Consider the following 22,280-nt stretch of genomic DNA (forward strand, 5'->3'; position numbering starts at 1 on the left):
TTCAATTTGTTATACATTCACTATTTATTATTTATGAACGAGCAAACATTCACCCTAGAAGTAAAAGAAGGAAAATTAATTATTTCCAATGAAATTCAAGATTATTTAAATAAATGTTCTGAGAATGTCCAAGTTATTTTGACAGTTAAATCAGAGTCTAATAAAGTGGCAAATAAATGGAATAAATGGTTTGATCAACTAGAAAATTCTCAATCTTTAAAAAGTTTAACTGATATTGAAAATGAATATAAAACATCATTAATAGATAAGTATAAAAAGCAAGGTTTAGAACTATGATAATTTGCGATACAGCACCTTTATTTTGTCTGGTTGATCCATCTCAACCCCGTCATTTAGCTGTAAAAAATTTTATTAAAAATAATCCTTCTACTTTAATAACTACTTGGTCTTGTTTTACGGAAGCTATGTATCTAAGTCTGCAAAGAGGAGGGTGGGTAATGCAAAACAAATTAAGTAACTTATTATTAGAACAATTGCTATTTTTACAACCTATTGAAGTGCTTGATTATTCTCGTTTATTTCAATTAATGGATAAATATAAAGATCGTCCAATGGATTTAGCTGATGCTACTTTAGTTGTTGTTGCAGAAAAATTAAATTTACATTCTATATTAACTTTTGATTCAGATTTTTTCTTCTATTTAATTAACGATAAAAACACGTTTAATGTTATTAATTTAATGTAATGTAATATTACTGAAAAAAAATTTATCCCCTCGAAATCTAAGAAAAGTCGAAGGGAAAGTTAATTGAGAGCGAGACAATAATCTTTTTTATTTCAAACTATCGTTTTTCAGAGCAAAGATTTTCTCGATAATATCCTCCACAACTTTATCGGGAGTGGATGCGCCTGAAGTAACCCCCACAGTGATTTTACCTTCGGGAAGCCAATGGTGCTTAATTTCTAAGTCTTGTTTGAGGGGTTTATGCTCAATATTGTTGTCATCATCGATACGATTGGCACTATCAATATGATAGGAAGGAATCTTGTAATCGATCGCAATTTCTTGTAGATGAGTCGTATTAGAGGAATTAAAACCACCGATTACCACCATCAAATCGAGTTTTTCTTTCACTAAATCCAACATGGCATCCTGCCTTTCTTGGGTAGCATCACAGATGGTATTAAAACTCATAAAATGATCATTTAATGCGGTAGGGCCATATTTTTTGAGCATAGTTTGTTGAAATAAACGCCCAATTTCCTCGGTTTCGGTTTTTAACATGGTGGTTTGGTTAGCAATACCTACCCTTTCTAAATCTTTATCAGGATCAAATCCTTGAGAATAAGCATTTGCAAACATATCTAAAAATTCTTCCCTATCACCACCATTAAGGATATATTCACTAACATAATTAGCTTGATCCATGTTTAATACTACCAAATAAGTATCAGCAAAAGAGCTAGTGGCGATGGTTTCCTCGTGGTTATACTTACCATGGATGATAGAAGTATAACTACGTTTTTTGTGCTTTTCTACCGAATTCCATACCTTCGATACCCAAGGGCAAGTAGTATCTACAATGGTGCAACCCTTATCATTTAAAAATTCCATTTCCTGCACACTAGCACCAAAGGCGGGTAAAATTACCACTTCTCCACGGTTAACCAAAGAAAAATCTTTTTCCCCATCAATGACGGGAATAAAACCCACATTCATCTCTCGCAAACGTTCATTTACCGAAGGATTATGGATAATTTCATTAGTAATCCAAATTTTCTCAGTGGGGAAATGGGTGCGAGTTTCATAGGCCATTGCCACTGCCCTTTCTACACCCCAACAAAAACCAAAGGCTTCGGCTAAACGAATGGTAACGTCTCCTTTGGTAATTTGATAATTATTTTCTCTGATGGTTTTGATTAAACTGCTTTCATATTCACTATTCAAAACTCCTGCGACTTCTTCTTGATGCCCAAAGCCTTTACGATGATAGTTTTCTGATTTTTGGAGATTGCGCTTAAAAGTTTTAGTATCCATGGGCAGGTTAATTTTTATACTGATTTTTAATTTCAATTTTAACCTGACTGGGGTTTGCTCGTGAATTATTACTTGCTAAGGGCGCTTGTACAAATATCTAACAACGGTTACCCCAAGCCACCCCAACAGGGCATATACAATAATGGCAACCATCACGTTAAGATCAAAAACATTCATACCACCGATAGGATTCATGGTTTCATCAGATACGGGGCTAATAAATAGGGTAGCAAAAGGACTCATAAATAGATCAGAAACGCCATAAATAAATTGGGCAAATTGATTTTCAGGATTAGCACCCAAAAGACGCAATAGAAGTCTAATAAACAATAAAACTTGTAAAAATCCTACTAATATATAAATTGTATTAACAATCCAACTAAAGGTAGTGGCTCTTTTTTCTGCTTTTAATTCTCTTTCTCTTTTACGAATTTTGTAGGCTTCTTCTTCTTGGCGAAGTTTCTGCTCTTTTTCTATATTTTTATCATCATTAAAAGGTTCGTTATTCATGATTTTAAGGGTAATTTATGTTGGTTTATAGGTTGTAATAAGTGTGTTTTACCAATGTAGTGTCTTTTTTTCTCGTGTAAAACATTTTTATTATTACTCATTTATAAATATATTATTATAAACGTTTAATAATTACTATTATTTCTCTAAAACTATAATTTACTTATTAAATCCCCCATCATGAGGGATTTTAATTTTTTTAGATAGGAGTTTAAGGTTTAAAAACAAATTCTCAAGGGTTTTTTGTTAGCAGAATTAATTTATTTTACTACCTAATAAAAATAAACTAAATAAGGTGCCACTATTCCATAAACTATGTACCATGATGGAAGATAATAAACTGCGAGAGCGAGTATAGACAAACCCTAATAAAATTCCTAGGGTTGCTAAGGGTAAGATTTCTGATAAGCTAAGATGGGCGATCGCAAAAATAACCCCACTAAGTATAATAGCCCCCCATACTGGCATATAACGGGTAAGAGAAGGTAACAAAAAGCCACGAAAGACAATCTCTTCAAAAATGGGGGCGGCTACCGAAGCGGTAACAAAGAAAATAAACAAGGCTACTTTATCCTGGGATTCCAACGCCAACATCAATAAAGGATTACTACCCCCCTGCCCATCCCAAATTTGTTGGTTAAGGAAAGATACCAAAAACACGAGGGGAATGGCGGTTAAATAGCCCCCTAAACCCCACCAAAACCAATTTTTATTGGTCAATTTAAACCAACCTTCGGGCAGAGGAAAAAAGGGCTTTACGGATAAATACAACACCAATAAACCGCTACCTGCCATCAAAAAGTAACTAACTAATACATATAAAGCCTTGCCTCTAATGCTTAAACCCACGGGATTAAAACCACTAGCACTAAACAAAATTGGTAATAGTATTTGAGAAACGAAGAAAAAACCAATGATTAATACTTGTAAAATGGTTTCCCAATCCCATTTTAATTCCCATGATAAATTACCATTAACAGCAATAATGGATGATTCTTTTTTCAGTAACCATTGAATTAGTAGAAAGACGATTAAACCTGTGCCAATAACTCCTCCAAAAAAAGGAATAATACTAAGGATAACTAATCTAACAGTGGCTTTTTCTGCTAGGGTTTGTTGTTGTAATTGAACTTCTAATAATTTATCTTGATTATTGTCAACTTGATAATATTTTTCTAGGGCAGTTAAGGCAAACCAATCATCTAAGTTTTCTCTGATAATGGTTTCTGAATTCGCTTCTATGTTACCTTCAGATTGCCAAAGATTATTGAGGGTTGATGCCACTGAATTATTAGATATTTGTTGCCAATATTGGAAGGCTTCTTCTACTTTATTTTGAGAAGCGTTAATAAGTCCTAATTTTATTTTTAATTGCTCGATTAATTCTTGATTTTTGTTAAAACTTTGTTTAATTTGTTGCCTAGGGCTTTCTGATAGGGCGATAAATTCTTCCTCTTTTTCTTCCGCTTGTTTAAGCGCGGCATCCAATACGTTTTGATATTGTTTTTCTGCTACTTGATAGGGATTATTTCCCACTAAACTGGGAGCGAGTTGGTTTAGGTTTTCGTTGTCTGATGCTTCTAATTCAGCAACGTTGAGAATGAGATTAGTTTGATATAACTCTAGCTGAGATTGTACTTGAGGTTCTGCTAAACTTTGCCCAAGGGCAAAAAATACGCTGAGTAAGGATACAACTGTAATTATAGCTAAGAGCGATCGCTTTATATTCATATATTATTTATTAAATGGTTTTATTTATTACTGTATCAAAATTTGTCCTTTGAGAAAATAATAATGATATTTATCTAAAAATGTTTGATAATTTAGTATCTCATAAAAAATTAAGTAATACCAATTTCAAAAACTAATGCTATTCGATTTGATTTAGAGGCAAGGGGTTTAAACCTCTTGTTAAAAAGAAATATATTATGGATTCAATATAACTAGCCATAATTAAATCAATTTAGATAAGAAATAACAAAAAACTTAGCCTCTTATAAGAGTTTTAATAAAATAAGAACTATAATTAATTTTACCAACCTAATTAATCATTTTAGTTTTTAGAAAATGGGATAACATTTTTCAGAGAAATAATATGACATTTATCATTTACTAATACAGAAGCTACAAGCATTTGATTATTTAAGTTGTTTAGTTTAATAATTTTTTTTTCTAAATCAAAACTACTAACTAAATTTCCTTTTAAATCTAAACATAATACCTTTCCTAAAGAGTTAGCACAGATAAAATAGTTATCAAAAGATAAAATAAATTCAGGAGAAAGTTTTAAGGGTATTCTTTTTACTTGAAAAGGTTTAAGGTTAATTAGTACCACATAATCAGTAAACTTTTCTCTAGCTAAAAAGTAATTTTTATTTTTTTGATTAACTTTGATATTTTCTAGCGGTAAATCAAGACAATAGTTATTATACCAATCTCCTTTTCTAGTAAAAAATTTCCAAAATGAATAGTTTTTATTAATTTCTTTTTGTTCAAAACTTACTAATCCATGGCCTTGATCAAGGATAATAATTTCTTTGGGGAAAAAGTCTTCTATTTCGGGCATCAAACAAGTTAAATCATCTAACTTTATTAGTTGAAAAGTTTTGTCTAGTTTATCATTGATTGCTAAGGTTAACCAATTACCATTAGGGGCGATCGCACTTAGAAAATTATCAGCACAAAAGGAATAAATAAAAGTGATTTCATTAGAGAATAGATTGATACTATAACAACGAACATTGTTAATATCTTTCGTAATAATAAAACAACCATTGTTAAAGGGTTTTAGATCAAAAATAGTACCATCAATTTGATAAGTTTTGCTAGATTTTATTATTAATTTATTATCAATTATTTGATATTCTTTTATTAAAAATGTATTCTGATAGGCAAAGTAAAAACAAGATTCATTGACCACAAATAGAGTAAAATAATCATCTAAAATATCAATAGTATCTGAATCAAAATTACTAGAAACATCTTTGACATAGCCATCAAAAAAAGGATTTTTCTCCGTAGTAACCGTCTCCAAAGCCAACAAACACCGTAAAATTTGGGCTTTCATTTCCTTCGCAGTGCGAAAACGATGGCTCGGTAACTTTGCCAAAGCCATTTTTAAAGTGTCTTGTAACAAAGGAGGTAAATCAGAAGGAATATCAGGTAAATAATTGAGATGCCCTATCATAATCTCCTTGGGGCTACCCGAAAAAGGACGTTTTCCTGTCAACAACTCATATAAAACTATCCCCATGCCATAAATATCCGAACTGTAGGAATATTTGCCATAAAACTGCTCAGGGGCCATATAGGCAGGGGAACCAGTATCCCCTAAACTGTTAGTATCATTACCCTTATCTTCTGATTCAATTTTTGCCACTCCAAAATCTGATATTTTGGCAACCCAACCATTAGGAGAAACCGTTAATAAAATATTTTCTGGCTTTAAATCTCGATGGATAATTCCCTTTAAATGAACACTCGATAAACCTGATAAAATATCAACAATTATCTTTAATTTTTGTTCAATATTTAAGGAGATAGAACTATCAATAAAATCTCTTAAAGTGCCACTATCACAATATTCCGTTACCAAGAAACGATGTTTTTTGCTATGCTCTAAACCTTGGCAACGAATAATATTTTCATGGTCTAAACTTAATAAAATTCTGGTTTCTCGTAAAAACTTTTTCGTAGAAAACTTTTGGGCATCCAACTGCTTGAGAGCAAATAATTCCCCCGTTTGTCGATGAATCGCACTATAAACTTTACCAAATTGCCCTTCCCCTGCAAGGCTTAACATTCGATAATTACTACTTTTCACCAGATGACACCCATAATTTTATCTTCGGATACTTATAGTATAACCATGGGCTACCTTTTCTTTTATTGACAATGGTCTATCTTTTATTTTATTAACAATGGGCTCGGGGCCCATTGCCTAACTCAATTTAAATCCTTTTAGTGTAAGAAATGCCTTACCCCAGTAAATACCATCACTAAGCCCAACTCATCGGCGGCTTTGATGGAGTCTTTGTCTTTGATTGAGCCTCCTGGTTGAATTATCGCTGTGATACCTGCGGCGGCGGCAGTGCGGACAGAATCATCGAAAGGAAAAAAGGCATCACTGGCCAAATAAGCCCCTTGGGCTTGATCTCCTGCCTCTTCTAGGGCGATTTTTACCGAGCCTACCCGATTCATTTGCCCTGCACCGATACCGAGGGTGGTACGATTTTTGCTAATGGCGATCGCATTTGATTTTACGTGTTTAACAATCTTCCAAGCAAAGAATAACTCTTTTAATTGCTCTTCGGTGGGTTTTTTCTCGGTGACGACTTCCCATTGGGCAGGGCTTTCGATTTGTATATCATTATCTTGCACCAAAAAGCCCCCGGCGATCGCCTTTATGTTATCCTGACTACCTGCATATAAATCCGAGAGAATCAACACCCTTAAATTAGGCTTTTTGGCTAAGATTTGCTGTGCTTCCTCGGTACAATCAGGTGCCACGATACACTCTAGGAAAATCTTACTCATAGCCGTAGCCGTAGGGGCATCAATGGGGCGATTTAGGGCGACAATACCCCCAAAAGCTGAGATAGAATCCGCCTGATAAGCCTTATTATAAGCATCTATCAAACTAGAACCCACAGCCACCCCACAAGGGTTAGTATGCTTCACAATCACCGCCGCTGGTTCATCGTTAGGAAATTCCGCTATTATCCTTCTAGTGGCCTCTAAATCCACCAAATTATTATAACTTAACTCCTTACCTTGCAACTGTTGCGCCCCTGCCCAACCAGTTTTTGGACTGCCGCTTTGATACCAACTCGCCTGTTGATGAGGATTTTCCCCATAGCGCAAAGTAGCAATTTTCTGTCCACCAATGCCATAATAACCCTGTGTATCTGGGGCAACTTCACCGAAATAACGACAAATTGCCTGATCATAACTTGCTGTCATGGCAAAGGCTTCCGCCGAACGAGCTTGTCGAAATTCGAGGGTAGTTTTACCGCCATGGGCTCTCAATTCTTCAATATATTGATTATACATGGCAGGGTTAGTTAATACTGCCACATGGTGATAATTTTTTGCTGTCGCCCTCACCATGGCAGGGCCACCAATATCAATTTTTTCGATGGCATCGGCTAGGGTACAATTAGGATCGGCAATGGTTTGTTCAAAGGGATATAAGTTCACTACCACTGCATCAAAAGCCCTGATGTCATTGGCTTTTAAGTCAGCCAAATCTTCTTCTGTATCACGGGCAAGAATCCCCCCATGGATACGAGGATGTAAGGTTTTTACCCTACCGCCCAAAATTTCGGGTGATCCTGTGTAGTCACTTACTTTGGTTACTTTAATTCCTGCGGATTGTAGGGTTTTGGCTGTACCGCCACTACTGACGATGTCAAAGCCAAATTCGTTAACTAATGTTTGCGCTAACTCTACAATACCTGTTTTATCTGAGACGCTTAATAAAGCTAAACCTGTCATTAATTTACTATAAAAATACTAATACGATCAAACAATAGCTTACCATAGTTGCTATTAGTCCATTCTTTGCTTATGGGGATAACCGTTGCCCATTAACTATTCCCTGCCCTGATGATGACACTTTTTGCTCATCCCTGATTATCAATTATCAATAATTCTCCTATATTAGATATATTGAGTGATTCGCCCTGAAACAACGGGATAAAATTGAAATAGTACCATGAAAAAATTTTTACAACAAACTTTCGCTAGTTTTATCGGTAGTTTAGCTGGTTTATTCTTCTTTTTTGCCCTCAGTGCAGGGGGTTTATTTTTCTTTTTCATGGCTGTGTTGATGAATAGTAACACCCCCCAAGTAGATAATCAGTCAGTGTTGGTTTTTAACCTTAATAGTCAAATTACTGATAGTACGGGCGATCGCCCTTTAACGGTGGTTTTAGGAGAAGAAAGCCCCGATATTCTCTCCCTAAGACAAATCACCACGGCTATTAGTCGAGCGGCGGAGGATGAACGCATTACGGCTTTATTTTTGGATGGAAGTCGAGGTAACATTAACACAGGATATGGTAGTTTAACGGAGATTAGAACTGCTTTAGAAAAGTTTAAAAATAGTGGTAAAAAAATCATTTCTTATAATGTTTCGTTAGGTGAAAAAGATTATTTCTTAACATCCCTTGCCGATGAAATTTATCTTAATCCTTTGGGTACGGTGGAAATGAATGGTTTAAGTTCTGCCCAATTATTTTTCGCAGATGCTCTGGAAAAATATGGTATCGGAGTACAGGTAATTCGGGTAGGTCAATATAAATCAGCGGTAGAGCCTTTTACTAGAAATGATTTTAGTCCAGAAAGTCAGTTACAGACGGAAGAGTTATTAACTAATTTATGGGATATATACACTGATAAAATAACTGAATCTCCAGTTTTAACTCCTAGTAGTATTAATAATATTGCTGATAATATAGGTTTATTAAAAGCAGAGGAAGCTCAAGAATTAGAGTTGGTTGATACCCTGGGTTACCCTGATGAAGTAAAAGATAATTTAAAGATTATTTCTAATAATGAAAACAGTGATTCTGTTCCTACTATTGATATTGGAGAATATGTGGCAATTACCAATAGAAAAAATACTCAAAATGTAAAAGAGACTATCGCTATTCTTCACATTGATGGCAACATCGTTGATGGTATGGGCAGAGTCGGGGAAGTAGGAGGCGATCGCATGGCACAAGAAATAGAAAAAATTAGAGAAGATGATAATATAAAAGGGGTAGTAGTAAGGATTAATAGCCCGGGAGGAAGTGCGATCGCATCTGAACGCATTGCCAGAGAATTGGAACTCACCGCCCAAGAGAAATCCATCGTTATCTCCATGGGGGATGTGGCAGCCTCTGGGGGTTATTGGATAGCCACCGCAGGGGAAAAGATATTTGCCAACGAAAGCACCATCACAGGCTCTATAGGGGTTTTTGGTTTACTGTTTAACCTCGAAGACATTGCCGACAATATTGGTATCAATGCCGATGTCATCAAAACCAACGAACTCGCCGATATTAGCAACACTTTTAAGACCAAAACAGAGCAAGAGATTAACATATATCAAAGTAACGTTGACCAGATTTATACTCTCTTCCTCGAAAAAGTAGCCCAATCCAGAAGTTTATCTACCTCCGAAGTAGATGAGATTGCCCAAGGTAGAGTTTGGTTAGGCAGTATTGCCCAAGAAATTGGTTTGGTGGACGAAATTGGTGGGTTAGACAGTGCGATCGAGTATCTTAACACCGTTTTAGAACTTAATGAACAATATAAAATCCAAGAATTTCCTCAAAGACGAAATTGGGAAAGTGAATTATTAACGGCATTAGGAGGAGCAAACTTCAAAGCAAGTAATCTTGATAAGGTAGCCCTTACGAATACAATTTGGAACTTAAATTCAGAATTAGAGTTAGTTGATATTATTAATAAACCTAACCGTATTTACACAATTCTACCCTTTAAAATGAACATAAAATAAATTACTAAATAGCTGCAAATATTTGTTTTTAATATTTAAAAAATAGATATTACAGGATATTCAAACAAAAGTGAGTTGATAAAAGATATTTTGGTGGGTGCTGCCCACCCTAATTCTCTAGTCTAGAGTAAATGTAGAGAGGAATGAGAAAGGGAAACACATAAAAGAAAAATAGAGAGAAAATATAAATAAGCAAAAATAAAATCTTCTCTCTATGAACTAACATAGCAGACCAGAAAATTTTCGTCATGGTACCTATGAAATGTGAGTCAAAGGTACTGATTTAAACCTATTTATTTTATCTAATTAACGATACACTCTTGTAGTTTTGCCCTTAAGTTATCTGCTGATATGTCTTTGCCTATCATCACTAACTGATTTTTCTGGGGCGTTTGCCATTCTTCTGTGTTCAAATCATAGCGTTTCCCGCTGAGTTGGAAAATATGTTTTAATTCGCTTTCTGCAAACCATAAAATTCCTTTGGCTCGATATACTTTCGCCATGATATTATCTGTGATAAAGTTTTGGAATTTATCTACGTTGAAAGGGCGATCGCACTCAAAGGAAACCGATACAAAACCATCTATCTCTAAATGATGGGAATGATCATGATGATGATCGTGTTCATGGTGGTGATCATGAGATGATTCTAGCTCATTTTGGGGATAATTATTAACATTACTTCGCTGTATATCTAATATAAGAGGTAAAGGTATCTTTGCATTTTCACAACATAAAATACTAGCCCCTTGCTTAATAGTAGAAATACTGGTTTCTAATTCCTTGACCTTTTCTTCTGTAACTAAATCAATTTTATTTAGTAATATAATATCACCATAAATAATTTGTTGAAGTGCTGCATCACTCTCAAAATATGATGGAGTAAAATTCTCCGCATCGATTAAAGTTAGCACAGAATCAAGACGAACTAAATCCCTTAATTCAGGACTTAAAAAAGTTAAAATAATAGGTAAAGGATCAGCAACTCCCGTTGTTTCCACAATTAAATAATCAACTTTTTGCTCACTTTCTAATACTTGATAAACAGTATCCAATAAATCATCATTAATAGTGCAACAAATACATCCATTACTTAAACTAAGCATATTTTCTTCTACCGATACCAACAATTGACTGTCAATATCAATATCCCCAAACTCATTAACTAAAACCGCAACCTTTAAGTTATGGTTATTGCTCAAAATATGATTTAAAAGAGTTGTTTTTCCACTCCCCAAAAACCCCGTAATAATAGTGACGGGCATTCCTCTTTTAGGTAACATTAAATTGTCCATAAAAAAATAAAAATATTATTTATAACAACCCATTATAAGTTGTTAAGCAAGGGGTTTTAAACCCTTGTTTTGTCCGTTGATCAGATTTATTACCACCTTTTTGGGATTTTACAAAAAATTTAGTAATATTCTAATGATTAATCTCAATTATTAAAAGTAGGGCGATGCTGAATCAAATTCATAAACTCTTGGCGGGTTTTTGCGTCCTCCGAAAAAACACCTCTCAAAGCGCTGGTAGAAGTCCAAGAGCCTGGTTTCTGTACCCCACGCATAACCATACACATATGACTCGCTTCCACGACCACAGCCACCCCTTGGGGTTGCAATAAACCCTGTAACGCATCAGCAATTTGAGATGTTAAACGTTCTTGTACCTGTAATCTTCTAGCATACATTTCACAAATTCGAGCAATTTTTGATAATCCAATGACCTTACCATTAGGAATATAAGCAACGTGCGCTCGTCCAAGAATTGGCAAAATATGGTGTTCACAAGAGCTAAACAAATCAATATCCCTCACCAAAACCATTTCATTGGATTTCTCATGAAATACCGCCCCATTAAGCAATTCATCCAAGGATTGATCATAACCTGAGGTAAGAAACTTAAGAGCTTTAACCACTCTTTTTGGAGTATCTTTCAATCCTTCCCGTTCTGGATTTTCCCCCAAACCTATCAGTAACGTTCTCACCGCTTGAATCATCTCTTCCTGCGTTACTTGAGGCCTAGACTCCGTAGCAAGAGAAGGTAGTTGGTTTTCTTGCACCGTTGCTTTCATCATCGAGGATTCAGTGAATGTCATGGTATTTTGTTCATAAATCTTTAATTATTAAAATGATAACCATTATCAAATAAAATGACAATTGCAAAAGTCTTGAATATTAAGTAGGTTGGCGAAATTAATTATAGCTCTTATTTTATTAAGACTCTTATGAACAAGGGGTTTAAACCCCTTGCCTAAATCGATTTAATTATGCCCACTTACTTAGAAAAATAGCTACTCTGTCCAAAGGTCATAAAAGAGTTTCAGCCCTCTATTTACGATGAGTTTGAAGTATAATTTATTAGTGGACTAAAGCGAATCACATTTTCTGAAATATGTTGCTCGGTTCTGATATTAATTTATTGTTTATTCAAAAATAAACTAAGTTCTATCTATCAAATCCAAGAAATCTAAAGGATTCCAAGATTAAAATAACTGACTCAAACCATGACAAACGAAAAAAAAACTTATAAAAATGTAATGGAAATATTGGTTGATGAAGAAATAGAATATCAATTAGTTCACAATAAAACAATTAATCCTAACCTAAGAGATTATATAAATCCTATTGAAGTGGCAACTTTTGCTCTTAATCGTTTGCCTAGCTTATATGCTTCTTCCACAGAGGGAATTCAAAAACAAAAAAGAAGAGCAATTATCAAATATAAAAAAGAAATACATCAAGCTGTAACCCAAGGATTTGCTGCAGTTGAGCGAGATCCCCTCAGAAAGTCAACTCCTCTATCAAGTGAAAGGGAAGACATTATTTCGGATGCGAGAAAAACATTGACTAAATTTGATGAGAATATTCCTAAAGAAGAGTTATCTTTAATTGTTGAATTTATGGAAAGTTTTTTGAACAAGATACAGAATGGGGAGATTACATCGGCAGAAATAATTAAACTTTATTATTTATTAGATTTTTATTGGGAAGAAGACGGGGAGGGGTTGATGCAGAATAAAAGTGTTCGTTGGTATGGGTAATGGTAAAACCAAGAAATAGAAGTAAGAGAGTTTTTGATTCAAAATTTTTGAGAAATTTCTTTTGATGTGGTTAAAATTTCCCCATTTTTTTAAATTCTGTGTGATCATTGATAATCGATAATAAATCATTAATAATTTAGTGATGTATCTTGAATTGTTAAAAAAGGAACTATATTAACGGTGACACTAGCAGAACTAATAGAAAAGGGTGGATTTTCCATTTGGCCTTTGTTATTCTTATCGATTCTCGCTCTAGGAACTATTGTCGAGCGCATTTGGTTTTGGTCAAAGGTTCTGGTGAAGGAGGAACAAATTTTAAATTCGATTATGGATGCGGCGACAACAAACTGGGGGAAAGCTGGAGAGATTGCTTCTCGTTATCGCAATCATCCTTTGGGAAAATATCTTAATACTCCTTTACAGTTGGATAATCCAGATCCTGAAGTATTCCATCTTGCCCTTGAAACTGGTGCAGATGATGAGCTTTCTCAAATGCGTAAGGGGGATAAAATTCTCGAAGGGGTAATTGCTTTATCTCCTCTGTTGGGTTTATTGGGTACAGTATTGGGTTTAATTCGCTCCTTGGGTTCTATTTCCCTCAGTGATTTGGGTACAGCTTCAACAACAGGGGTAACTCTTGGTATTGGTGAGTCTTTGATTTCTACTGCGGTGGGTTTAGTGGTGGCGATTATTGCGGTGGTTTTTTATCGTCTTTTTCAGGCTTTTTGGGCTAATCAGGTCAGAATTTTTCGGAAGGCTGGAAGTGATTTGGAGTTGATTTATCGTCAAAAATGGAATGTGGATGAGTAGAAGTTGAGGTCCACAAGAATTAAATTTTGATGGTTTATAATTTAGTGAGTAATTAATTTAAAGTGGATCGTTTATTGTATCAGTGTTGATAATTGCTAATCTATGGGTAGCTAGACACTGATATTTGAATTCGCTTAATCAAAAATAAGGTTTTTATTTTAGTCTATATATTTATGACACAGATACCAGTACCAAAGAGAAACAAGAGTAATTCTTCTCAAAAATATGCCCCTCGCCCTCTCAAGTTATGGGGTGATATGAATACTCAGCCGGAGGTTAGAATTGAGATTGTGCCGATGATTGATGTCATTTTTTGTATTTTGACGTTTTTCATTTTGGCGGCGGTGGGTTTTTCTAGACAACAGGCGATTAATTTGAATTTACCAAGGGCAACTACTGGCACGGCACAGATGCGGGAGATGTTGGTGGTAGCTCTTGATAATCAAGGGCAGCTTTATTTGGAAAAACAACCAGTAAGCCAAGTTCAACTTTATAGCGCCATAAAAAATTATAATACGATTAATCCTTCTGGATTGATGGTGCTTCACGCCTCTGAAGAGGTGCGTTACAGTCAGGTAGTGGAAGTTTTGGATATGTTGAAAGAGGTAGGGGGCGATCGCGTGGCTTTGGCTACTCTGGCGGGTAACTCCCAAATCCCCACGGAAAATCAAACTCCGACCCCAGGGATAAATCCTTATCTCAACCCTGATAGTAATAATATCCTACCAAATAATAATGGCGGTGGCGAAGGTGAAAATATGCCTTCTTCCCCTGTGCCTTTACCTCCTGTACCCGAGTCTCCTCCTTCTTTTTAAGACTCTGGAAATGGTGGATTGTTAGTTTTTTGTTGGGAAAGGACTAAATTGACGTAGTTCTTTCCTTGAGTCTTTGTCAATCTAATTTTTAACACCTACGCAAAAAGCACCCCCCAACTAAGGAGAGTGCTTTTTAGTTATTATTTAGTTGTTAAACTAACTTCCGTTAGATATTAACCGTTGATTACAGGAGCAGAAACTGCTTCAGCAGAGGCTAAGTCTAAGGGGAAGTTGTGAGCATTACGTTCGTGCATTACTTCGATACCGATGTTGGCACGGTTTAATACGTCTGCCCAAGTTCCAATGACGTGACCTTGGCTATCTAAGATAGACTGGTTGAAGTTGAAACCATTTAAGTTGAATGCCATGGTGGATACACCCATTGCGGTGAACCAAATACCAATTACAGGCCATGCACCTAAGAGGAAGTGTAACGCGCGGCTGTTGTTGAAGGATGCATATTGGAAGATTAAACGACCAAAGTATCCGTGAGCAGCTACGATGTTGTAGGTTTCTTCTTCTTGACCGAATTTATAACCGTAGTTTAAAGACTCGGTTTCGGTGGTTTCACGTACCAAAGAAGAGGTTACGAGAGAACCGTGCATTGCGGAGAATAAAGATCCACCAAATACACCAGCTACACCTAACATGTGGAAGGGGTGCATTAAGATGTTATGCTCTGCTTGGAACACGAACATGAAGTTGAAGGTTCCAGAGATTCCCAAAGGCATACCATCAGAGAAAGATCCTTGACCGATAGGGTATACTAAGAATACTGCAGTGGCAGCGGATACAGGTGCAGAGTATGCAACACAGATCCAAGGACGCATTCCTAGACGGTAGGATAGTTCCCACTGACGACCCATGTAACAGAAGATTCCGATTAAGAAATGGAATACTACTAATTGGTAAGGGCCACCATTGTACAACCACTCATCTAAAGATGCTGCTTCCCAAATAGGGTAGAAGTGTAGACCGATAGCGTTGGAGCTAGGTACTACTGCACCAGAGATGATGTTGTTTCCGTATAATAAAGAACCTGCTACAGGCTCACGGATTCCGTCGATGTCCACAGGGGGAGCAGCTACGAAAGCGATTAGGAAACAAGTGGTTGCAGTTAGTAAGCAAGGGATCATTAACACACCGAACCAACCTACATAGAGGCGGTTATTGGTAGAGGTGATCCACTGACAAAACTGCTCCCATGCGGAAGACTGTTGTTGTTGTAAAGTGGTAGTCATCTTTTATGATTTCTTTATGATGTTTTCGAGGTACAATAATTGAGTGAATTTATCACTCTGTAGATATGATAATACACCAAGTAAAGTTTTGTCAAGGATTTTAAGAAATCTTTTTTCGAGGGGCTGAAGTGCTAGCAAATAGGGGGTATGGAGTCTTTACAATATGAAAAAAATCTTGGGTTGATGGTTTTACCCTGATATGGTGTTTATGGTTTGCAACAGAGGAGATTGAGGTGTCGTGGGTAGCTGTTCATAAAAAATGAAGAAGCTCTCAATATGAGAAAATGAGAGCATTTCTGAGTAAAAGATTAAAAACTGAGAATTTACTGTCCTGTGATAGAAAGGCTATCTACCCAAATACGAGGACATACACCGCTGGGGGTGATTTCGGCTTCTTCTTCGATAAAAATAATAGATTTTAATAAATCAAGGAAGTCTCCTGCTACGGTGGCGGCCTCGATGCTGGTTTTTTCTCCTTTGTTAATTAACCAACCATCAAAGGGAAGGGAGAATGAGCCTTGTAATGAGTTTACCCCTGCATGGAGGGCTTGAACGTCATCAATTAAGATTACGTTTTCTGCTTCATCGAGGTTATATTTTTGGGTGGGTTGTTGCCCTCGGAAAACATGGAAAAAGTTGGGGCTAATACTTACTTTTGCCCCGATGTTGGCATTGCCTGTGGGTTGGGCTTTCATTCTCTTGGCAGTAACGCTACTGTGGAGGAAATTCGTTAATACTCCTTCGAGGATGAGGGGAAGGTTTTGGGTGGGGGTACCTTCTCCGTCAAAGGTTTCTCCGCTGATGTTGGCGGGGTGCAGGGCATTGTCGGATACGGATAGGAGAGGGGATGCTATTTTTTCACCGAGGGATTCGGGGGTGGAAAGACTTTGTTTATCGAGGATGCTTTGGGCGTTATAGAGGTTACTAAATGCACCCAATAGGCTTAGGAAGGCTTCGGGGGAAAAGACGACTCTATATTTTCCTGATTTGATGGGTTGATAGTCTAGGTGGCTAATGGTTTTGGTGACGGTTTCTTGAAAACAGCTATCTATGTCTAGTTTGGGTAGGCTGGGGGCGATTTTGAATGCTCCTCCGCTACGGGGTTTTCTGCCTTCTTGTTCGGTGGTAGCGTATAAATAAATAGTGGCGTAGGTGCGGTTTTCTTCTCTTAATGCTCCTTCGCTGTTGAGGTAGAATCTCTCTATTTCTTGTTCTGATATTCCATTATAGGGTACCGAGGCGATCGCACTGTGGGCTTTTAATAAATTATCTTCTACGGTTAAAAGTTTTTCGATTAACTCAGCAGGGGGGGTTTGCTCTCCTAATTCTACTTGGACTTCGGGTAAGGGGGATTTTGCTTTGTCACTAAAATCAGGAATATTTTCTTTCACACCAAAAAAACTAGCTTCATAGGCAGTTTTCAATGCTGCTTCAATGCCTTTATCATCCACGTCGGTGGTGGATGTCACCCCAATTTGGTTATCATCATTCCAAACTCGCACAATGACACTAGATTTGTGGGAGGCTTTTACCTGTTTTGGCTCCCCTTGAAATACTTGAACACTGGTTTGCTCTACCGTTGAGCCATAAATGTCGTATTTTTTGATATTTAACTTTTCTGCTTTTTCTTTGGTGTTAAGGGCGATCGTTTGTGCTTTTGACATGTAATCTTCTAAGATAATTGCTACTAATGATCAAGAACTGGATGAAAATAATGTGCCTAATCATATACCAATATACCCGAAATATTAGTGTTTAATTGCCACACAATAATTAACTCAAAGGATATAACCCAAACTGATTTTTTATTTTGTCTGTTAATTTACGTCTATTAAGCCAATTGAATTTTAATATACCTTCATTGCCTGACATATTCTCTCCTCCTCCAAGAGTATAGATAGCTCCAATAAATGGTAAAGGCTTCAAAGGATAATTTTTAGCATTCATTTTATCTCGAATTTTTTGATGATCTAAATAAAATTTATAATATCCATATCCCCTGTTATATTCGGGGTTATCAGGAATATCAAGTATATCATATTTAAGAATATTTGCAGTTCCTGAGAGAGTATAAAATTTTTTTATTTTGATATATACACAAGATTCTCCTTCCAAATATTTATAACCATTAGAAAAATACCAACCATTACAAGAAGGATTTTTTTCCACAAAAGAAGCTAATTTTGAGCTTACACAATCATCTGCATCAACCAACATCACATGGGTAGGATTATATTTTTTTGCTTCCACTATTCCCCTTAAAACTTTTCTTCCTTTATCTGTTAATCCTTTTACAATTTTATTGGGGTGTTCAGGAATATCATAGATCATCTGTACATACTCTATTGCAGGATGGGAAAATCTAACAAGCGGCTTCTCATGACAGACTACAACCACTTGAAACTGAGAAGATGTTTGATTACAAATAGATTTTAAAGTTCTTTCCAACAATTGACTAACTTTATCCCAAGATTTAGATACTTGTTCACTTTTCAGTGGAACCACAAAAACTAACATATAATTTTATAAATAATTATCGAATAATAATAGCTCAGAATAATTTTTTTTTCTATTTATAGCAGATCATAGTCTTTTGTCTGTATTCAAAATTTAATGAGTAAATAGATTAAATAGTAAACTTATATTTCAAACTTTCATAATTATATTTTATTTAATAAAATGAACAAAATAAAAATTTTATATATAGCAGGATGGGGTCGTAGTGGAAGTACGATAATAGCAAGAATATTAGGACAAGTTCAGCCTTTTTTTCATGGTGGGGAGTTGAGAACTATATGGAAAGATGGATTATATAAAAACAGTATATGTGGTTGTGGAGAACGATTAAAAGAATGTCAAACTTGGCGAAATATTTTTGCAACGAACTTAGAAAACATTGAGCACATCGACGCTGAATTAATGACTAAGTTAAGGGATAGTGCTGAGCCTAAAACCAAAGAAGTAATATTATCTTCGGTATTTCCTCTACTTAATAAAAAAAAAGCTATCTCCAAAAAATATATTTCTACTCTCGAAAATTTGTATGATGGTATTAGAAGATCAACCAATACAAAATTAATAATAGATGATTCTTTACACCCTGGATATGCTTCTATTTTAAATAGAATTGATCGTTTTGAGTTATACATATTACACTTAATTCGAGATCCTCATGGTTGTGCTTACTCTTGGTTAAAGCCATCACAGTATCTGGGAAATTATAATGTGAATGATACTGCTAAAGGTTGGACTTTAAGAAATATTGCAACGGAGTTACTCGCTAGTGGAAATAATCAAAAATACATGCGTATTCACTATGAAGATTTTATTAAAAATCCTCGAGCAACGGTGCAAAAAATAGTTAATTTTGTTGGTTTTTCTGATGTAGATTTACCTTTTGTGGCTGATGATGAAGTTGATTTGGGTATTACCCATAGTGTGTTTGGTAATCCTAATCGCATGAAAACGGGGGTAGTTAAGTTAAAGTTAGATGAGCAGTGGAAAACAAATCTATCTAAAAAAGATTATTGGAAGGTGACGGGATTATGTTTACCTTTGATGTTGAGGTATGGTTATCCAAAGAAGAATAATTGAGAATTGATAATGAAACTTTAGCATTGCTTAATCAATGTACTGGAATTATGCTAGAAATTGAGACACTAAAATATTATCGCTATTGTTCATTGGTCGTCTCCATGAAAAATTATATTTAAAATCAGTAACGCTGAAACTTTTACTCCCTCGTCTCTCCTTCTTGCTAAAACCTAATAAAATCCCAATTAGTCCTAGAATAAAAATAGTTTAATAGATTGTGGGTAATGGTATGGAAACCGCTGAGTTGATGACATGGTTACAAGAGCGCACTGCTATGAATATTTTACCTGATGAGGTGTTAAAGGCGATCGCCCCTAACCTTACTTTAACTTCTTGGGCAAAAAATGAAACCATCATCGAAGCCAGTCAACCTATTAAAAATGTCTATATTTTAGAAGCAGGGCAAGTAGAAATCAAAGGCACAAAACAAACCTCCTGTTTACTGCCTGGGAGCTTGATAAATCTACGGGAGCTAATTTTGGAACAATCTGCCCAAAATACCATTACCATCCTCACTGAGGCGAAATTATGGGCAATTCCTGCGGAAAAATTTACCCAGTTGATCAAACAATATCCCGCCATAAGTCAAGCCTTTTCCCAACAACTAGCCCAAGAAATTGCCAACCTCTCTTCCCAATTGGATTTTGAACAGGAAAGAAGAGAGGCACTACGCCCCTACTTGGTAAACAAAGCAAAAAGGGGAATTATCGGCAAAAGCCGTTATGCAGTCAGATTACGGCAGAATGTGAAGACTGCATCGAAAGATCATCAATCGGTGTTGATTTTTGGAGAGCAAGGATTAGAAAAAGATAACTTAGCCGCTTTGATTCATTACGGTTCGGGCGATCGCCGTGAGCCTGTTATTAAGGTAGATTGTGCTAAACTTCAGGCCAGTGGAGCAGAAATTTTTGGTAGGGCGGGGGGTAAACCAGGTTTAATTGAAGCTGTAGGTAAAGGTACTGTAATTTTTAATAACATTCAAGATTTACCCTCAGAATTATTACCTTCTATTGTCAAATTATTGGATACTAAAACCTATACTGCTATTAATCGAGGGGAGAATATAACTAATAGGGAAAAAGAATGTTCAGCCCGTTTAATTATTATTGCTGAAAAGGTTATTCCTGACATTAAAAAACTGATTACTCATAACATAAAAGTACCTCCTTTGAGGGTAAGAAAAAGTGACATCGAGGATCAAGTTAACTACTATATCAGTTTAGTTTCCCGCAACAAAAAAATTAATAAACCTCAAATTAGCCCCGAAGCCTTACAACGCTTACAAAGTTACGATTTCCCTAACAATTTACGAGAATTACAAAACCTCATTGAAAGGGCGATCGTGCAAATATCAGGTACAAATGAACTAACGGAAGAAATTATTTGGCCATCTCAAAGCAAAAAACGACAATTTCGCTTCAACCTTTTAACCGCCTATCCTCGTTTTCGTAACTTCCTTCGTAGTCCGTGGTGGCCTGATCGCATTAACTACGGTTTCACTTTAACAGTATTTGCCCTCGTGGTGATCATTTTATTTATGGGGCCCCAAACAAGGGATCAAAACTTTGCTCTCAATTTATTTTGGGCTTGGTGGTGGCCTTTGATTTTACTTTCTTTTCCTTTTGTAGGTCGTTTGTGGTGTTCTATATGTCCATTCATGATTTATGGAGAAGTTACCCAGAAATTGACCCAAATTTTATTCCCCAATTATGAACTAAAAAAGTGGCCAAGAAAAACGGCGGAAAAATGGGGCGGTTGGTTTTTATTTAGTGGGTTTGCTTTAATTCTACTATGGGAAGAACTTTGGGATTTGCCTAATACGGCTTATCTTTCTTCCTGTTTATTGTTATTAATCACGGCGGGTGCGATGATTTGTTCAGCTATATTTGAAAGACGTTTTTGGTGTCGTTATCTTTGCCCCATCGGGGGAATGAATGGGATGTTTGCTAAGTTGGCAATGACGGAGTTACGCGCGCAACAGGGTACTTGTTCGGCGGAATGTAATACTTATCAATGTTATAAGGGGGGCCCAGAAAAAGGAGAGGGGCAGGAAACCAATGGATGTCCTTTATATTCTCACCCTGCCCAAATGCAGGATAACCGAGACTGTGTTTTGTGTATGACTTGTTTAAAGGCTTGTCCCCATCGTTCGGTTACTTTCAATTTACGTCCTCCTGCGGTGGAGTTGTGGACGACTCACCAACCCCGTAGTTATGAGGTGGCGTTGTTGTTTTTGCTCCTCAATGCGGTGTTTTTACATCTAACTCCCCAAATTAATGATTATTTTAATTTAGGTTTGGATTTGGATAATTTTTGGATTCACGGTTTAAGTGCGATCGCCCTTATCACTATTCCTGTTATTGTTCCTTTAATAGCCCATGGTGTCATTCGTCTAGTTTGTAAACTAAATCAAACCCAATCCCGTAGTTTTATCGAACTTGCCTACGGCTATCTACCCTTAGTGTTAACCGTCAGTTTGGCTTACTATTTGCAAATGGGTTTAGGGGAAGCAGGGCAGGTGTTACCTCTTATTGCCACTACCTTTGGCTTGGATGGCAGTGGTTTACCCGTTTGGGTTGCCCATCCTGCGGTGATTGCTTTTTTACAGGGAGTAAGTATCATTTTCGGAGTTTTACTAACCATTATTTTGAGTCAAAAAATAGCCCGTCAATCCTTCAAACTTCTTTTACCTCAACACTTATCTAGTGTTAGTCTGGGAATTGCTTTTTGGTTATTGATTGTTTAAGGCACTCTGTA

At 36.1% G+C, this 22,280-nt stretch carries 18 protein-coding genes; 8 read left to right on the forward strand and 10 right to left on the reverse strand.

The features are described from left to right. Positions 1-33 precede the first annotated feature (33 nt). Together AA637_RS09310 and AA637_RS09315 are read left to right on the forward strand one after the other, a co-directional pair. Positions 34-297 (forward strand): hypothetical protein, encoded by a 264-nt coding sequence (locus tag AA637_RS09310; RefSeq protein ID WP_446682530.1) that lies wholly within the window; start codon positions 34-36, stop codon positions 295-297. Continuing rightward, a complete protein-coding gene (locus tag AA637_RS09315; RefSeq protein WP_446682531.1) occupies positions 294-707 on the forward strand; it encodes a type II toxin-antitoxin system VapC family toxin in 414 nt (137 codons plus the stop codon). Before AA637_RS09310 ends, AA637_RS09315 begins: the two co-directional genes overlap by 4 nt. An 87-nt stretch (positions 708-794) precedes the next feature. On the opposite strand, the gene AA637_RS09320 is transcribed toward AA637_RS09315, so the two are convergent. The 5 genes from AA637_RS09320 to purH all read right to left on the reverse strand — a co-directional run bounded on the left by AA637_RS09320 (position 795) and on the right by purH (position 8,006). Next, complete coding sequence (locus AA637_RS09320; RefSeq protein ID WP_446682532.1) at positions 795-2,000, reverse strand: 4-hydroxy-3-methylbut-2-enyl diphosphate reductase; 1,206 nt, start codon at positions 1,998-2,000, stop codon at positions 795-797. A 75-nt stretch (positions 2,001-2,075) separates the two neighbouring features. After that, positions 2,076-2,510, reverse strand: coding sequence for a YggT family protein (locus AA637_RS09325; protein WP_446682533.1), 435 nt, complete (start codon positions 2,508-2,510; stop codon positions 2,076-2,078). A gap of 255 nt (positions 2,511-2,765) precedes the next feature. Then, complete coding sequence (locus AA637_RS09330) at positions 2,766-4,241, reverse strand: CPBP family intramembrane glutamic endopeptidase (protein WP_446682534.1); 1,476 nt, start codon at positions 4,239-4,241, stop codon at positions 2,766-2,768. Between the two features lie 322 nt (positions 4,242-4,563). Next, positions 4,564-6,333: a serine/threonine-protein kinase gene (locus tag AA637_RS09335; protein ID WP_446682535.1), complete on the reverse strand. Its 1,770-nt coding sequence runs from the start codon at positions 6,331-6,333 to the stop codon at positions 4,564-4,566. Positions 6,334-6,470: 137 nt separating this feature from the next. Further along, a complete protein-coding gene (gene purH / locus AA637_RS09340) occupies positions 6,471-8,006 on the reverse strand; it encodes a bifunctional phosphoribosylaminoimidazolecarboxamide formyltransferase/IMP cyclohydrolase (protein ID WP_446682536.1) in 1,536 nt (511 codons plus the stop codon). Between the two features lie 220 nt (positions 8,007-8,226). On the opposite strand from purH, the gene sppA reads away from it, so the two are divergent. After that, positions 8,227-10,020: a signal peptide peptidase SppA gene (gene sppA, locus AA637_RS09345; protein ID WP_446682537.1), complete on the forward strand. Its 1,794-nt coding sequence runs from the start codon at positions 8,227-8,229 to the stop codon at positions 10,018-10,020. Between the two features lie 302 nt (positions 10,021-10,322). Here sppA and AA637_RS09350 read toward each other — a convergent pair whose 3' ends face one another. Continuing rightward, positions 10,323-11,315, reverse strand: coding sequence for a CobW family GTP-binding protein (locus AA637_RS09350; RefSeq protein ID WP_446682538.1), 993 nt, complete (start codon positions 11,313-11,315; stop codon positions 10,323-10,325). Positions 11,316-11,458: 143 nt separating this feature from the next. Beyond that, on the reverse strand, positions 11,459-12,118 hold the full coding sequence (gene folE, locus AA637_RS09355; RefSeq protein WP_446682539.1) for a GTP cyclohydrolase I FolE: 660 nt from the start codon (positions 12,116-12,118) through the stop codon (positions 11,459-11,461). A 408-nt stretch (positions 12,119-12,526) separates the two neighbouring features. On the opposite strand from folE, the gene AA637_RS09360 reads away from it, so the two are divergent. From AA637_RS09360 to AA637_RS09370, 3 genes are all read left to right on the forward strand, one after another. After that, complete coding sequence (locus AA637_RS09360) at positions 12,527-13,063, forward strand: late competence development ComFB family protein (RefSeq protein ID WP_446682540.1); 537 nt, start codon at positions 12,527-12,529, stop codon at positions 13,061-13,063. 180 nt (positions 13,064-13,243) lie between these two features. Next, positions 13,244-13,873, forward strand: coding sequence for a MotA/TolQ/ExbB proton channel family protein (locus tag AA637_RS09365; protein ID WP_069792040.1), 630 nt, complete (start codon positions 13,244-13,246; stop codon positions 13,871-13,873). A gap of 173 nt (positions 13,874-14,046) precedes the next feature. Further along, positions 14,047-14,688, forward strand: a complete 642-nt coding sequence (locus AA637_RS09370; protein ID WP_446682541.1) for an ExbD/TolR family protein — start codon at positions 14,047-14,049, stop codon at positions 14,686-14,688. Between the two features lie 173 nt (positions 14,689-14,861). Here the strand turns inward: AA637_RS09370 and psbA are convergent, their stop codons facing one another. The 3 genes from psbA to AA637_RS09385 form a co-directional block, all read right to left on the reverse strand. Further along, entirely contained in the window at positions 14,862-15,929 is a 1,068-nt protein-coding gene (psbA, locus tag AA637_RS09375; protein ID WP_069792042.1) for a photosystem II q(b) protein, read from the reverse strand. 323 nt (positions 15,930-16,252) lie between these two features. After that, the gene (locus tag AA637_RS09380; RefSeq protein WP_446682542.1) at positions 16,253-17,593 is read right to left on the reverse strand and encodes a TldD/PmbA family protein; all 1,341 of its coding nucleotides are present in this window, start codon (positions 17,591-17,593) and stop codon (positions 16,253-16,255) included. A gap of 109 nt (positions 17,594-17,702) precedes the next feature. Then, positions 17,703-18,446 (reverse strand): glycosyltransferase family A protein, encoded by a 744-nt coding sequence (locus AA637_RS09385; protein WP_446682543.1) that lies wholly within the window; start codon positions 18,444-18,446, stop codon positions 17,703-17,705. 162 nt (positions 18,447-18,608) lie between these two features. Here AA637_RS09385 and AA637_RS09390 point away from each other — a divergent pair, with 162 nt between their 5' ends. Both AA637_RS09390 and AA637_RS09395 read left to right on the forward strand, forming a co-directional pair. After that, on the forward strand, positions 18,609-19,523 hold the full coding sequence (locus AA637_RS09390; protein ID WP_446682544.1) for a sulfotransferase: 915 nt from the start codon (positions 18,609-18,611) through the stop codon (positions 19,521-19,523). Between the two features lie 229 nt (positions 19,524-19,752). Then, positions 19,753-22,269: a sigma 54-interacting transcriptional regulator gene (locus tag AA637_RS09395; RefSeq protein ID WP_446684564.1), complete on the forward strand. Its 2,517-nt coding sequence runs from the start codon at positions 19,753-19,755 to the stop codon at positions 22,267-22,269. The last annotated feature ends 11 nt before the right edge of the window (positions 22,270-22,280 follow it).

Origin of the sequence: Cyanobacterium sp. HL-69, from assembly GCA_002813895.1 — a bacterium.
Lineage (GTDB): Bacteria > Cyanobacteriota > Cyanobacteriia > Cyanobacteriales > Cyanobacteriaceae > Cyanobacterium.